Here is a 14503-nt window from a genome sequence, read left to right on the forward strand (position 1 = left end):
CGATGCTGCACACCTCCGCACTCACCCTCTTCCTCGACGGCGCCCCCCTGCTGACGCTCCCCCCCCTCAGGGTGGCCCCGGGCGAGGTGCTCACCCTGATGGGACAGAGCGGCTGTGGCAAGAGCTCCCTGCTGGCGGCCCTGGCGGGAGTGCTGCCACCCGGGGGGCCCATCCGGCTGACCGGGGACATCCTGCTCGGCGCACATCGCCTCACCCCGCTCCCCCCCCAGGAGAGAGGCGTCGGCATCCTGTTTCAGGATGACCTGCTGTTTGCCCACCTGACGGTGGCCGAAAATCTGATGTTCGGCATGCCGGCGCATCTCAAGGGGATGGCGGCAAGGCAGACCCGGGCCCGTGAGGCGCTGGCCGAGGTCGGGCTGGAGGCTCAGGCGGACAAGCTGCCTGGGACGCTCTCCGGCGGCCAGAAAGCCCGCGTCAGCCTGCTGCGTGCCCTGCTGGCCGAGCCCAGGGCATTGCTGCTGGACGAACCCTTCTCCCGCCTCGACAAGCCGCTGCGGGCGGCATTCAGAACCCTGGTGTTCGAGCGCCTGCGCACGCAGGCCATCCCCGCCCTGCTGGTGACCCACGACGAAGAGGATGCGCCGGGCACCATCTTGCAGTTGATCCCCCCAGTCATCCCAGAAGAGGAGCACCACCTTGTTTGATCGCCACCTGATCCCGGTTATCCGCCGCCCCCTCGCCGCGCTCGCCCGCCCCCTGTACCGGGCCGGGGTGAGCGCCAACCAGGTGAGCCTCGCCGGCTTTCTCATCGGCATGCTGGCGCTGCCGCTGCTGGCCTTTGGCTGCTATCAGTGGGCGTTGGCGGCGATTCTGCTCAACCGGCTGCTGGACGGGGTGGATGGCGCCGTGGCGCGGGAAACGGGCATCACCGACTGCGGCGGGTTTCTCGACATCACGCTGGATTTCATCTTCTACGCCGCCGTGGTGCTGGGCTTTGCCCTCGCCGACCCGGCCAACGCCCTGGCCGCCGCCACCCTGCTGTTCGCCTTCATGGGCACGGGATCGAGCTTTCTGGCCTTTGCCATCATGGCGGGCAAACGGGGCATCGAGAGCCCCGTCTACCACCACAAATCCCTCTACTATCTGGGCGGGCTCACCGAGGGGAGCGAAACCATCGCCCTCTTCGTGCTCATGTGCCTCTGGCCCGCCGCCTTCGTGCCACTGGCCTACGGTTTCGCCCTGCTCTGTGCCATCACGACCCTGACCCGGATCTGGAGCGGCTACCACACCCTGCGCTGACGGGATCCCGGGGGCGCGCCGGCACGGAGCACTTGCGCCTGCACGCCAATGTTTTACCATGACGGCACTCTTTTTCAGGCTCACGAGAACCCTATGCGTCGCCTTGTCTGTGTCCTCTCCCTGTTTCCCCTGATCTACGGCTGCAGCAGCACGCCGGCGCCCAAGCCCGTGGTCAAACCCCAGCCCAACAGCGCCTTCATCAACCAGACGCCGCCGAGCAAACCCTTCTACGGACAGGTGAGCCAGCCCGGGGTCAGCAAGGGGGACTTCGCCAATCGTTCCAACGTGGACAACTTCGTGCAGCGGATGGTGCAAAAGCACGGCTTCGACAGCGCCGAGCTGCACCGGGTACTGGCCCAGGCCGAGCGTTATGACTGGATCATCAAGCTGATGGACGCCCAGGCCCCTACCACCAGACCGCCCACCGGTCCGACCGGCGCCTGGAACCGCTACCGCGCCAAGTTCATCACCCCGGACAACGTACAGAACGGCGTCAACTTCTGGCGTGAATACGAGAGTGAACTCAACCGGGCGCAGCAGATCTACGGGGTGCCACCCGAGATCATCGTCGGCATCATCGGGGTGGAAACCCGCTGGGGTCGGGTGATGGGCAAGACCCGCATTCTCGACGCCCTGGCGACCCTGGCATTTGACTACCCGCGCCGCGCCGACTTCTTCACCGGCGAGCTGGAAGCCTTCCTGGTGATGACCCGGGATGAGGGGATGGATCCCACCGAACCCAAGGGCTCCTATGCCGGGGCCATGGGCTACGGCCAGTTCATGCCGTCGAGTTTTCGCAACTACGCGGTGGACTTCAACGGCAACGGCCACACCAACCTGTGGGATCCGGTGGATGCCATCGGCAGCGTGGCCAACTACTTCAAGGCCCACGGCTGGGAGAAAGGGCAGCCGGTGGCAGTACGCGGCCAGGGACAGCTGCCGGGCTATGAGCACGGCTTCCAGACCCGCTACCCGGTGGCCACCCTGCGCGGTGCCGGGCTGGCTCCCACTGGCAATCTGGGCAACCACAAGGAGGCGAGCCTGCTGCGTCTGGATGTCGGCACCGGCTATCAGTACTGGTACGGCTTGCCGAACTTCTACGCCATCACCCGCTACAACCACAGCACCCACTACGCCATGGCGGTATGGCAGCTTGGCCTTGCCGTCAGGGATGCCAGAGGCGGCTACTGAGTCAGCCTCAATGCCAACGAAAACGGGCCCGATGGGCCCGTTTTGCTATTCGTTCTCCAGCAACCAGCGCTTGAGCAGGGCTGCCAGCAGCTCCTGTTCGGCCAAGGTCAATGGGGCCAGCAGGCGGCGCTCGTTCGCCACGTGCTGTTCCACCGCATGGTCAACCAGCTCCCGCCCCGGCCCCGTCAGGCAGACCAGCAGGCTGCGCCTGTCATCGGGGGAGGCTTCACGTCTTATCAGGCCACGCTGCTCCAGCTTGTCGAGCCGGGCTGTCATGGCACCTGAACTCAGCATGGCGGACTGGTAGAGCGCGGTCGGAGTCAGCGGCTCGCCGGCCCGACGCAGGGTCGCCAGGATATCGAAATCAGACCCCAGCAGACCGCACTCCTTGAGGGTCTCGCTCACTTCGCGCCCGGCGATCGCCGCCATGCGCGCCACCCTCCCCAGCACCCCCATGGGGGAGCAGTCGAGGTCCGGGCGCTGCCGGGCCCACTGGGCCAGCAGCTGATCTACATGATCATTCTCCATTCGGGCTCCATTATCTTTACATGAAGATACTTGATAATAAACCAACTCGCGGCTAATGTATCTTCACTTAAAGATACTTTATTACGAGATAACCATGCCGCTGCTGATCGCCCTGCTCGCCCCCCTGCTCTGGGGCAGCACCTATGCCGTCGTCAGTCTCTACCTGACCGACTACTCCCCCTACTGGGTAGCCGTGTGGCGCGCCCTCCCCGCCGGGGTGCTGCTGCTGTTGCTCCATCCCCGCAGACCGCCTCTCGTCTGGAGCAGGCAGTTCCTGCTGGCGTTTTGCAACATCACCGCCTTCTTCGCCCTGCTGTTCGTGGCGGCGTTTCGCCTGCCCGGCGCCGTGGCGGGTACGTTGGGAGCGACGCTGCCCCTCATCCTGATGGGGCTGGCCTGGCTGCAAGACGGTGTCAGACCGACGCTCAAGTGGCTGTTGCTGGGGGTGATGGGGCTCGTCGGGGTGCTCTTGCTGCTCAATCCCTCTGCCAATCTGGATCCCGTCGGCGTGGCGTGCGCCCTGCTCGCCACCCTGCTCATCGGCCAGTCGAGCCGCTGGATGCAACGCTGGCCGGTGGACGATCTGCTGGCCCTGACCGCCTGGCAGCTGCTGCTGGGCGGCCTGATGCTGATCCCGCTCGCCTGGTGGCTGGCCGGCCCCATGCCCCTGCCCCGGGCTGACGCCACTCCCGGGCTTATCTGGCTGGTGATCCTCAATACGGCTCTGGCCTACTGGGCCTGGCTCTGGGGACTCAAACGCCATGGCCCGGAGGTGATGGGGATGCTGGCTCTCACCAATCCCATGGTGGCGGTCTCCTGCGGTGTGCTGATGGTGGGAGAAACCCTGGATGGCCGTCAGTGGCTCGGCATCGGCATCATCCTGCTCTCTCTCTTCCTGATGAAGCTGCCGGCCCGCTCTTTCCTCAAGCGCTGGCAGAACCGCAAGGCCGCCACCGGCAACGTCGACAACGGCTGATCCGCAGTCAACCCGACACAAAAAGAAGAGGAGCCACCAGGGCTCCTCTTTCACATGGGTTGTTGTCGTAAGGGTCAGACCCCGGCTTTGGCCAGGGCGGCGGAGACGATCTGCTGGGCTTCCTGCTGGATGAGGTCCAGGTGCGCCTCCCCCTTGAAGCTCTCCATGTAGATCTTGTAGATGGACTCGGTACCGGAGGGGCGCGCCGCGAACCAGCCATTCTCGGTCACCACTTTCAGGCCGCCGATGGCGGCATCGTTGCCAGGCGCCTTGGTCAGCTTGGCGAGGATGGGCTCACCAGCCAGGGTAGAGGCTTCCACCAGGGCCGGATCCAGCTTGGAGAGCACCGCCTTCTGGGCGCTGTTGGCCGGGGCATCGATGCGGCGGTAGCTGGAGCGGCCGAATCTGGCTTCGAGCGCATCGTAGTGGGCCTGGGGATCCTTGCCGGTCACCGCCAGGATCTCGGCCGCCAGCAGCGCCAGAATGAAGCCATCCTTGTCGGTGGTCCAGACGGTACCGTCCTTGCGCAGGAAGGAGGCACCCGCGCTCTCCTCGCCGCCAAAGCCGAACTCGCCGCTGTAGAGACCGTCCACGAACCACTTGAAGCCGACCGGCACCTCTTTGAGGGTGCGACCGATCTCGCCGGCCACCCGGTCGATCATGGAAGAGGAGACCAGCGTCTTGCCGACGGCCGCCCCCTTGGGCCAGCCGGTTCTGTGGGTGAACAGATACTGGATGGCCACCGCCAGATAGTGGTTCGGATTCATCAGGCCCGCCTTGGTGACGATGCCGTGACGGTCGTAGTCAGGGTCATTGCCAAGGGCGATGTCGAACTTGTCTTTCAGGGCAATCAGGCTCGCCATCGCGAACGGGCTGGAACAGTCCATCCGGATCTTGCCGTCTTTGTCCAGGGTCATGAAGGAGAAGGTCGGGTCGACCTTGTAGTTCACCACCTCGATGTCCAGACCGTAGCGCCTGGCGATGACGTCCCAGTAGGCGACGCCGGAGCCACCCAGCGGATCCACGCCGATCTTGATGCCAGCCTGCTTGATGGCGGCCAGATCTAGCACGTTTTCGAGATCATCCACATAAGGGGTGACATAGTCGTGTTCCACCACGAACGGGCTCTTGAGGGCCTCGGCAAACGGCATCCGCTTCACGCCGGCCAGGCCCGCTTCCAGGATCGCGTTGGCGCGATCCTCCACCCACTTGGTGATCTCGCCTTCGGCGGGGCCGCCGTGGGGCGGGTTGTATTTGAAGCCACCATCTTCCGGCGGGTTGTGGGACGGGGTGATCACCACGCCGTCCGCCTGCGCCACGGGTTTGCCTGCGTTGTGGCGCAGGATGGCATGGGAGATGACCGGGGTCGGCGTGAAGCCGAGGCCAGCCTGAATGTGGGTCTCAACACCGTTGGCCGCCAGCACTTCTACCGCGCTGGCAAAGGCGGATTCAGACAGGGCATGGGTATCCATGCCGACGAACAGCGGCCCCGTGATACCGGCCTGCTGGCGGTACTCCACCAGCGCCTGGGTCACCGCCAGAATGTGGGATTCGGTGAAGGCGCTGTGCAGGGCGCTGCCGCGGTGACCGGAGGTGCCGAAGGCGACCCGCTGCTCAGGGCGGCTCATGTCCGGCTTGTTGAGGTAGTAGGCGCTGACCAGACGGGGAATGTTGGTCAGATCGCAAAGACGAGCCGGCTGACCGGCGTGGGAATGCTGTGCCATGGCGTTTTCCTTGAGCTGAGCCTTGCCCGGCAAGGCCTGAAGTCATTGATGGGTTAAACGGCGCCGCACACCCGAGCCGTCAGATCCTCGTCATAACCCATGCTGTTCATGAGCTGGGCCACCATGTTCTGCTTGCGGCTGGTATTGGTATTGGTGATCACCCAGAACGGGGTCTCCGGTACCGGCTTGGGCTTGGTGGTGCTGCCACTGGCACGCAGCGCTTCCGGGTCACGGGAAAAATAGACGCGCTTGCGCCCTTTTATCTCGGTCGCCTGGGTGAAGCCTTCCGGGTTGTCCCGATAGAGGGTGCTCAATACCAGCATGAAGCGGTTGATGGACTTCTCTTCTTTCTGAAGCTCGCCGGAATCCAGCAGTGCCTCCAGCCCCAGGGCATCGGCCACGGGTTGCGGTTGCGTCGCAGGCGTGGCCGCCACGGTTGCCGTGCCGGCCTGGGCGGGTTGCTCCAGCAGGCGACGCAGGATATCGGACGCACTCTCGCCGATGTGCCGGGTCTGGCTCGCGATAAAGAAGTAGAGATCGTCATCAAGCTCGATGGTTTTCATAGGGATGCGCTGGACTCGTCGAAATTCGGATGCGGCGATTATACATAGGCAGACCCGGCAGCCCAAGCAAGGGGCGGACAGATGTGCATGAATCTCCTTGAGAATACGGCATAATGACGGGCCAAGTGTGTGATCCCCCGCACTGATAGCCGATCCCGGGGCGATATTTTTGAAAAAAAACCACAAAAAAATCCCCCATCAGGAATGAAATCCTTTTCTTTCAGTGTGTTAAAAATTATGGCGATAGAGCCCACGACCGATAAGGTGTCATTTTGCAACAATACCCACGATTGAACTTCAAGGATCAGGGCGAAGGCCCGACTGTCGTGCTGATCCATGGCCTCTTTGGCAGCCTGGACAACCTCGGCCTGCTGGCGCGCCCCCTCAGTGAACAATACCGGGTCATCAGCGTCGATCTGCGCAATCACGGCGCCTCCTTTCACTCGGACGAGATGAGCTACCCGGCCCAGGCGGCGGACATCCTGGCCCTGCTGGACCATCTTGGACTTGAACAGGTGGCCCTGGTGGGTCACTCCATGGGGGGCAAGGTCGCCATGCAGGTCGCCAAGCAGGCCCCTCAAATGGTCAGCAAGCTGGTAGTGGCGGACATCGCCCCGGTGGCCTATCCCCACGCCCGCCACAAGAACGTGTTTGCCGGGCTCAATGCCACGCTGGCCACGCCCCCCCAGAGCCGCAGCGAGGCGGAAGCCATGCTGGCCGAGCACATCGAGATCGCCGGGGTGCGCCAGTTCCTGCTCAAATCCTTCGCCAAAGGGGAGTCTGGATGGGGGTGGCGTTTCAACGTGCCGGCCCTTGAGCGCAACTACGCCAACATCATGGGCTGGCCTGACGATGAACGCCGCTTCGAAGGCGCGACACTCTTCATCAAGGGGGGCGACTCCGACTATATACTGCCCGAATACACCGGGGCCGCGATGGCCCAGTTCCCGGCCGCCAAGGCCCGCGTCATCGCCGGCACGGGTCACTGGCTGCACGCGGAAAAGCCGGTTTTGTTCAACAAACTGGTTGTGGATTTCCTGTCGACAGGCGGTTAACAGTTTCAAATCCTTTGTGATATAGTGCGCCCGTCTTAAGGAGTGCGCGCAATCCATGCTGAGTGAACACATCGATCTCATCGAGAGTCTGGGCCTGAAACTGTTCTTCGTGGCCATCTTCCTGCTGATTGGTCTGGCCATTCAGGACGTGCTCAAACGGGGCAATGTGCCCCGCTTCGGCCGCTTCATCGTCTGGCTGGTGCTGTTTCTGGGTTGCGCGGGTTTTGTCGCCAAGGGGCTGATCGAAATGGGCTGGGAAGGCTCAGGGATCGGCTAACTACTTTTCATCTGTGATGTATGGCCAAACAGCAAACTGATCGAACAACACTGGATCTGTTCGCAACTGAGAAGCGCCCCGGCAGGCCAAAGACCAATCCACTCCCCCGCGAGACCCAGCTCAAGATCAACAAGCGCAACCAGCTCAAGCGCGATCGTGAGAACGGGCTGAAACGGGTCGAGTTAAAGGTGGAAGCCGAGTTGCTGGAGCGCCTGAACCAACTTGCGCTGCAACAGAACGTCAGCCGAGCCGAGCTGATCCAATCTATCCTGAAGCAACAGATCGAGTCTGCTCATGCAGCAGGCATCGCAATCTGAACCGTCAAGCATCAACACCAGATACGGGTAACGAAACACTATGGCTAGTGTAGGTCTGTTTTTCGGCAGCGATACCGGTAATACCGAAGCTGTCGCCAAGATGATCCAGAAAGAACTGGGCAAACAACTGATTGAAGTCCGTGACATTGCCAAGAGCAGCAAGGCCGACATCGACAGCTTCGATCTGCTGATGTTCGGCATCCCGACTTGGTACTACGGCGAAGCCCAGGCCGATTGGGACGACTTCTTCCCCGAACTCGAAGAGATCGACTTCAACAACAAGCTGGTGGCCATCTTCGGATGCGGCGATCAGGAAGACTATGCCGAGTACTTCCTCGACGCCATGGGCACCCTGCGTGACATCGTCGAAGCCAAGGGCGCCATCATCATCGGCCACTGGCCGACCGCGAGCTACGAGTTCGAAGCCTCCAAGGCGCTCGTGGATGACAAGCACTTCGTGGGCCTGGGCATCGACGAAGATCGCCAACCCGAACTGACCGCCGAGCGCGTCAAGGGTTGGTGCAAACAGCTGCACGAAGAGATGTGCCTGGGCGAGCTGGAGTGATCTGATCTCCCTCCCTCTTCATGCAACAAGGGCCCCGACGGGGCCCTTGTTGCATCTGCAGCAGGCATTCAGCCCCCCCTGTGCTGGTGCTTGGATCTGACATAGAGGGTGCGCTTCACCTGGGCCACCAGCTCGCCCTGACCATCCTGCACCTGCACCTCGAACTCGGGAAAGTGCTTCTCTCCCCCCTCGGTCGCCGCCACGATCGATGCCAGCTTGGCGTCGCTCAGGGTGAACTCCGCCACCAGTTTGCCCTTGCCCGGCTTGATGAAATTGATGCTGCCCGCCTTGTCCCACACGTAGTAGCGGTTCTTGAAATAGCCCATCAGCATCAACGGGTAGATGGGATCCGTCATGGCGAACATGCTGCCACCGAACTGGGTCCGGTTGGCATTCTTGTTCCACCAGCGGGACTTGAGAGTGACCCGGCAGAAGCGGAAATCGGGGCTCAGGGTTTCTATCTTGATGCCTGCACCCCAGAAGGGGGGCCAGGCGTTGAGGGCGCAGCGCACCCAGGCGGCATTGCCGAAAAGCCAATCCATGGATCTCATCCGACCAGACTATAAGGAAGTCACATAGTATCAACATTCTCTGGTCGAGCAAGCGGGCCTGAATATTCCCATGACGGGCTTGATGAGCTAAAGCCCTTGAATTGCTGGGTTTATTTTTAACTTGGCTACGACCTATAATGACAGGCCAAGCGAGTTCGTGGTTGCCATTACAGCGGCAGTCAATCAGAATAACCACACCTTCGAGAATGCGAATAAATAGAAATGGCAGACAACAACCAAGCGTTAAAAAAGGCCGGGCTCAAGATCACCTTGCCCCGTGTCAAGATCCTGGAAATCCTGCAACAGCCGGACTGCCAGCACACCAGTGCGGAAGATCTGTACAAACGGCTGATCGATCAGGGCGAGGAGATTGGTCTCGCTACCGTTTATCGCGTTCTCAACCAGTTTGATGATGCCGGTATCGTTACCCGCCACCATTTCGAAGGGGGCAAGTCGGTGTTCGAGCTGGCCACCCAGGAGCACCACGACCACCTGGTCTGCCTCGACTGCGGCAAGGTGATCGAGTTCTCCGACGAGGTGATCGAACAGCGCCAGCGCGACATCGCCAAGGCGCACAACATCCGCCTGACCAACCACAGCCTTTACCTGTATGGCCACTGCGCCAACGGTGACTGCAAGCACGACGATTGATTCGGCCGGGTCGGCACAATAAAAAAGCCAGCATGATGCTGGCTTTTTTGTGTCCGCAATCCGGACCAGAAGCGGCAGGGTCTCCCCTGCCCTCTTCTATCAGGCCTCGGCCTTGCCCCAGACGTCACGCAGGGCCACGGTGCGGTTGAACACCAGGCGCTCCGGACTGGAGAGCTTGTTGTCGGCGCAGAAGTAACCTTCACGCTCGAACTGGTAGGCAAACTCCGGCTTGGCATCCTTCAGGGAAGCCTCCACCCGGGCCCCTTCAATGATCACCAGGGATTCCGGATTCAGGGCCGCTTCGAAGTCATCCTCGGCGCCCGGGTTCGGCACCTTGAACAGACGGTCGTAGAGACGCACTTCGGCCGGCAGGGAGTGAGTGGCGCTGACCCAGTGGATCACCCCTTTCACCTTGCGACCGTCCGCCGGATCCTTGCCCAGGGTCTCAGGGTCGTAAGAGCAGTAGATGCAGGTGACCTTGCCGTCGGCATCCTTCTCGACCCGTTCGGCCTTGATGACGTAGGCGTTGCGCAGGCGCACTTCCTTGCCCAGCACCAGCCGCTTGAACTGCTTGTTGGCTTCCTCTTTGAAGTCCGCCTCGTCGATGAAGATCTCGCGGGTGAAGTTCAGCTCGCGGGTGCCCATCTCAGCGTTGTTCGGGTGCGCAGGCGCCGTCAGCACCTCGTCGGCCGCCAGGTTCTCGATCACCACCTTCACCGGGTGCAGCACGGCCATGGCGCGCGGGGCGTTCTCGTTGAGATCGTCGCGGATGCAGGCTTCCAGCATGCTCATCTCGACGATGTTGTCCTGCTTGGTCACACCGATGCGCTTGCAGAACTCGCGGATGGAGGCCGGGGTGTAACCACGGCGGCGCAGACCGGAGACGGTCAGCATGCGCGGATCATCCCAGCCGTTCACGTGCCCCTCGGTTACCAGCAGGTTCAGCTTGCGCTTGGACATGACGGTGTATTCGAGGTTCAGACGGGAAAACTCGTACTGACGGGGGTGACAGTCGATGCTGATGTTGTCCAGCACCCAGTCATACAGGCGACGGTTGTCCTGGAACTCCAGGGTACACAGGGAGTGGGTGATCCCCTCCAGGGCGTCCGAGATGCAGTGGGTGAAGTCATACATCGGGTAGATGCACCACTCGTCACCGGTCTGGTGGTGGTGGGCAAACTTGATGCGATAGATGACGGGATCGCGCATCACCATGAAGGGGGATGCCATGTCGATCTTGGCGCGCAGGCAGGCGGAGCCTTCGGCCATCTCACCGTTTTTCATCTTGGCGAACAGGGCAAGGTTCTCTTCCACGCTGCGATCGCGGAACGGGCTGTTCTTGCCAGGGGCAGTCAGGGTGCCGCGGTATTCGCGCATCTGCTCCGGGGAGAGCTCGTCCACATAGGCCAGTCCCTTCTCGATGAGCTCGATGGCATAGCCGTGCAGCTTGTGGAAATAGTCGGAGGAGTAGCAGATCTCGCCGCTCCACTGGAAACCCAGCCACTGGACGTCCTGCTTGATGGACTCCACGAACTCGATGTCTTCCTTCGCCGGGTTGGTGTCATCGAAACGCAGGTTGCACTGACCCTGATAGTCGCGGGCGATGCCGAAGTTCAGGCAGATGGATTTGGCGTGGCCGATATGGAGATAACCGTTCGGCTCCGGCGGGAAACGGGTATGCACGCTGCTGTGCTTACCGCTGGCCAGATCTTCATCAATGATCTGACGAATAAAGTTAGTTGGGCTGTTCGCCTGACTCATGGCTCACCTCAAAAATGCGTCACTGGCGGACGTTGTGCCGGCTGGCACCCTCATACCCCCGCCGTCAAGCCGGGTATGATCCCTCATTACGCGCCCTGCCTCAACCTGAATTTGGCCAATTCGGGTCATTGGCGCACCAAAAACGGCGAAACGGGAGAAATTGCAGAGATCCTGGTCAAAAAAAGCCCCGCACGGGGCGGGGTCTCAAGTGATGAAAAACAGACAAAACACACACAACAAAGGTTCACACGCAGAGTCAACCTTTCCCAAACCCGATGGCCATCGACCTTGGGAAAGGCGGGTCTTGCGACCCACCTTGCGTTATGGATTGAAGGCTAGCTATCAGTTCAGCTCGGTGACGCGGCTGGTACGCTTGCCATCGAAGCTGGTGGTACGCAGGTAGACCTTGCCATCCACGGTCGGCTTGGCGGCAGCGTCGTAGGCGCTCCAGCTCTTGCCATCCAGGCTGTACTGGATGGGCAGACCCGGCAGATCCACATTCGCTTCCAGCACACCGTTCACCACCTTGGCACCCGGTACGGAGAGGCGATATTCCACCCCGGCCTGGTCCAGTTTCGGCAGTACGCGCTGACCCAGCACGTTGGCAAACTGGTTCCACTCCTTGTTCAGGGTGGCCTTGTTCACGTGCTTGGTGGTGCCGGAGAACTCGCGACCCTTCACGTAATCGAGCTCGAAGCCGCCCTTGTGCCAGGCGCGCTCGGCCACGGAGAAGATGCGCGGATAGACCATGTATTCGTACTGGGCATCGGTGCGCACGGTTTCACTCCACTGCTGACCGGAGATCCCCTTGAACTTGACCGGATCCTGGTCACCCTTGGCCACGAAGGCGTTGCCGTCGCGGTCAACCGAGGTCTCGGCGTTCTGCGGCAGGTTTTCCGGGGCGAAGGCGAACACCTTGCGGGTGTCGTTGAAGCGGGTTGCCCAGTAGTAGCCGCGCTCGGCCGGGTGTACCTCGTTCGGGAAGTCGAAGTAGAGGTAATCCGGGTTGGAGAGCACCACGTCATAGCCCTTGTGCGCCCACTTCATCGCCTCGTTGAAACCACCCCAGTAGAGGGTTTCCCAGAAGTTGACCCGGGTCTTGTCGGTGGCGAATACGCTGGCATCCGTGGCGTACTTCAGGCCATCTTCCCACGCCTGCAGGGTGGAGAAGCCGTGGCCCTTGACCATCTCGCTCACTTCCTTGGCAAAGTAGACCGGCAGCTCGGCCACGTCCTTGATCTTGCCATCGTCGATCATCTTCTGGCACATGGGGGACTTGCCGAACGGCTTGTCCTGCTTGCTGGAGTCGACATTGCCCTTCCAGGCCACCAGATCTTCTTTCTTGGTGACGGCCGGATCCTGGTAACCACCGCCCTGCATGATGTTCTTCGCCTCGTCACCACCGTAGTGCCAGGCGGTCAGCGGCTGGCCGGCGGCCTGGTGCATCTGGGCCACTTCGTCCATCACCTTGGCAACGAAGGTGGCGGCACCCGGCTGGCAGGGGTTGATGAAGGACATCTTGTCGTAGAACTGTACCGAGGTGACGTTGGAGGTATCGGCCGGGTCAGTCAGACGGAACTGGTTGGCCTCGGCTTCTTTGCCCTCGCTCATCAGACGCTTGTAGCGCGCCTCCATGGAGACCACGGCGGCACGGGCGTGGGCCGGCATGTTGATCTCGGGGATCACGGTCACACCGCGGGCCTTGGCATAGCGTACCAGGTCGATGTAGTCCGCCTTGCTGTAGAAACCGGAGCCCTGGTTGTCGCTGGTGGGGCCGGAGCCAAGCTGCGGCATCAGGCACTTGGTTTCGGACTCGTCATGGCAACGCTGGCTGCCGACGTCGGTCAGCTCCGGCAGGCCCGGGATCTCCAGACGCCAGCCTTCATCGTTGGTCAGCCCCAGGTGCAGCACGTTGAGCTTCATGGCGGACATCTGATCCACCAGCTTCTTCATGGTCTCCGGGCTTCGGAAGTGACGGGCCACGTCGGTCTGCATGCCCCGGTATTCAAAGCGCGGCGCATCCTCGACGCTCATCTGGCTCACCAGCTTGTCGTCAACCCCCAGCAGAGAGATCAGAGACTGGGCGCCCCAGAAGGCGCCGTCAACGTCGTGCCCCTGAATGACGGTGCCCTTCTTGCCGATGGTCATGTCGTAGCCTTCGGCCTGCTTGAGCTTGCTGCCGAGCTTGATGGTGACCGGGTAGCCGGTGTCGGAGAGGGTAACACCCAGCTTGGTCAGTTGCGCCTTCAGGGCCTCGGCGCGATCGCTCGGCAGGTCAAGGGCATTGAGCTTGATGGTGGAGAAGTCGATTTGCGGGCCGGCCTTGACCACCTGCTTCATCGGGCTTGGCAGGATGCGGTCGTCAATCTTGCCGGCAGGCAGCAGGGTGCTGGTCTGGTTGGCGGCGAAACGGGTCTCGCTGTTCATCAGGATGTTGTTGTCATCCTTGGTGCGCTTCCAGCCATCGGCCGGCATCGGCTTCTCGTAGGTGCTGGCATCGTCGATGTTGCTCATGCTGGCCAGCACTTTCGGCTCGGCCCCTTCACTGGCGACATACCAGTTCGGCATGATGTCAGATTCGAACAATACCCAGTATTCCACCACCAGGGGCACCTCGACCGTGGCGTCCTTGGCAAAGCCCTGGAACTTCTCGGTCGGCGTCAAACGATAGAGGTCGCCGGTCAGGTGGGTGATGGTGAACTGGTCGTTGTCCACCCGCTGGATGCGGCGGATGGAGGAGACATAGATGCTCCAGTCCTTGGAGGTGACGTCGGCACCGGTATTGGTCAGGTGCAGCTTGGCAACACCGCAGCTCGCCCACTCGGAGCCCAGCGCCTGGCAATCAAGACCGGCGCCGGCACCGTCATTGGTGACGACTTCGTACTTGACGACGAGGTTGCTGGCGAGGGCGTCGACCACCGCTTGCCTGGCAGCATCGGCTGCAAGTGCGGGACCGGCGAAAACGGTAGACATGGCAATGGCTAACAGAGAATGTTTCAAGTTCATAACTGCTGCTCTCATTTGAAGTAAAGGTTGGATTTTCTTGGCTTTTTTTATATGGGGCCCCGAGGCGGGGCCCTTAGT

General features: G+C 61.6%; 16 protein-coding genes. 10 read left to right on the plus strand and 6 right to left on the minus strand.

From position 1 onward, the window contains the following. Positions 1–2 precede the first annotated feature (2 nt). The 3 genes from AB5Y68_RS12445 to mltB all read left to right on the plus strand — a co-directional run bounded on the left by AB5Y68_RS12445 (position 3) and on the right by mltB (position 2451). Positions 3–665 (plus strand): ATP-binding cassette domain-containing protein, encoded by a 663-nt coding sequence (locus AB5Y68_RS12445; RefSeq protein WP_368207211.1) that lies wholly within the window; start codon positions 3–5, stop codon positions 663–665. Then, positions 658–1260, plus strand: a complete 603-nt coding sequence (locus tag AB5Y68_RS12450; RefSeq protein ID WP_039039832.1) for a CDP-alcohol phosphatidyltransferase family protein — start codon at positions 658–660, stop codon at positions 1258–1260. Before AB5Y68_RS12445 ends, AB5Y68_RS12450 begins: the two co-directional genes overlap by 8 nt. Positions 1261–1353: 93 nt before the next feature. Continuing rightward, entirely contained in the window at positions 1354–2451 is a 1098-nt protein-coding gene (gene mltB, locus AB5Y68_RS12455) for a lytic murein transglycosylase B (RefSeq protein WP_039039833.1), read from the plus strand. Between the two features lie 45 nt (positions 2452–2496). Here the strand turns inward: mltB and AB5Y68_RS12460 are convergent, their stop codons facing one another. Further along, positions 2497–2979: a MarR family winged helix-turn-helix transcriptional regulator gene (locus AB5Y68_RS12460; protein WP_039039834.1), complete on the minus strand. Its 483-nt coding sequence runs from the start codon at positions 2977–2979 to the stop codon at positions 2497–2499. Between the two features lie 94 nt (positions 2980–3073). Here AB5Y68_RS12460 and AB5Y68_RS12465 point away from each other — a divergent pair, with 94 nt between their 5' ends. Further along, positions 3074–3955, plus strand: coding sequence for a DMT family transporter (locus AB5Y68_RS12465; protein WP_039039835.1), 882 nt, complete (start codon positions 3074–3076; stop codon positions 3953–3955). Positions 3956–4029: 74 nt separating this feature from the next. Here AB5Y68_RS12465 and pgm read toward each other — a convergent pair whose 3' ends face one another. Beyond that, on the minus strand, positions 4030–5679 hold the full coding sequence (gene pgm, locus AB5Y68_RS12470; protein WP_039039934.1) for a phosphoglucomutase (alpha-D-glucose-1,6-bisphosphate-dependent): 1650 nt from the start codon (positions 5677–5679) through the stop codon (positions 4030–4032). Between the two features lie 53 nt (positions 5680–5732). After that, entirely contained in the window at positions 5733–6242 is a 510-nt protein-coding gene (gene seqA, locus AB5Y68_RS12475) for a replication initiation negative regulator SeqA (RefSeq protein WP_039039836.1), read from the minus strand. A gap of 290 nt (positions 6243–6532) precedes the next feature. Here seqA and AB5Y68_RS12480 point away from each other — a divergent pair, with 290 nt between their 5' ends. From AB5Y68_RS12480 to fldA, 4 genes are read left to right on the plus strand one after another with little or no spacing between them, the layout of a single operon-like run. Next, a complete protein-coding gene (locus AB5Y68_RS12480; protein ID WP_039039837.1) occupies positions 6533–7297 on the plus strand; it encodes an alpha/beta fold hydrolase in 765 nt (254 codons plus the stop codon). A gap of 55 nt (positions 7298–7352) precedes the next feature. Then, the gene (locus AB5Y68_RS12485; RefSeq protein ID WP_010674106.1) at positions 7353–7574 is read left to right on the plus strand and encodes a DUF2788 domain-containing protein; all 222 of its coding nucleotides are present in this window, start codon (positions 7353–7355) and stop codon (positions 7572–7574) included. A 20-nt stretch (positions 7575–7594) separates the two neighbouring features. Beyond that, the gene (gene ybfE, locus AB5Y68_RS12490) at positions 7595–7891 is read left to right on the plus strand and encodes a LexA regulated protein (protein WP_005325670.1); all 297 of its coding nucleotides are present in this window, start codon (positions 7595–7597) and stop codon (positions 7889–7891) included. Positions 7892–7931: 40 nt separating this feature from the next. Further along, positions 7932–8456 (plus strand): flavodoxin FldA, encoded by a 525-nt coding sequence (fldA, locus tag AB5Y68_RS12495; RefSeq protein ID WP_010674104.1) that lies wholly within the window; start codon positions 7932–7934, stop codon positions 8454–8456. Positions 8457–8524: 68 nt separating this feature from the next. Here fldA and AB5Y68_RS12500 read toward each other — a convergent pair whose 3' ends face one another. Continuing rightward, positions 8525–8998, minus strand: coding sequence for a DUF4442 domain-containing protein (locus AB5Y68_RS12500; RefSeq protein ID WP_039039838.1), 474 nt, complete (start codon positions 8996–8998; stop codon positions 8525–8527). A gap of 231 nt (positions 8999–9229) precedes the next feature. On the opposite strand from AB5Y68_RS12500, the gene fur reads away from it, so the two are divergent. After that, a complete protein-coding gene (gene fur, locus AB5Y68_RS12505; protein WP_010674102.1) occupies positions 9230–9658 on the plus strand; it encodes a ferric iron uptake transcriptional regulator in 429 nt (142 codons plus the stop codon). Between the two features lie 99 nt (positions 9659–9757). Here the strand turns inward: fur and glnS are convergent, their stop codons facing one another. Beyond that, complete coding sequence (gene glnS, locus AB5Y68_RS12510) at positions 9758–11419, minus strand: glutamine--tRNA ligase (RefSeq protein ID WP_039039839.1); 1662 nt, start codon at positions 11417–11419, stop codon at positions 9758–9760. Here glnS and AB5Y68_RS12515 point away from each other — a divergent pair. After that, positions 11336–11758 carry a hypothetical protein gene (locus tag AB5Y68_RS12515; RefSeq protein ID WP_182976762.1) on the plus strand — a complete coding sequence of 141 codons (423 nt, stop codon included), beginning with the start codon at positions 11336–11338 and terminating at the stop codon, positions 11756–11758. The genes glnS and AB5Y68_RS12515 overlap by 84 nt on opposite strands. A gap of 3 nt (positions 11759–11761) precedes the next feature. On the opposite strand, the gene AB5Y68_RS12520 is transcribed toward AB5Y68_RS12515, so the two are convergent. Further along, entirely contained in the window at positions 11762–14425 is a 2664-nt protein-coding gene (locus tag AB5Y68_RS12520; RefSeq protein ID WP_039039840.1) for a beta-N-acetylhexosaminidase, read from the minus strand. Between the last annotated feature and the right edge of the window lie 78 nt (positions 14426–14503).

This window comes from Aeromonas sp. R6-1 (assembly GCF_040908165.1).
Classification (GTDB): domain Bacteria; phylum Pseudomonadota; class Gammaproteobacteria; order Enterobacterales; family Aeromonadaceae; genus Aeromonas; species Aeromonas caviae.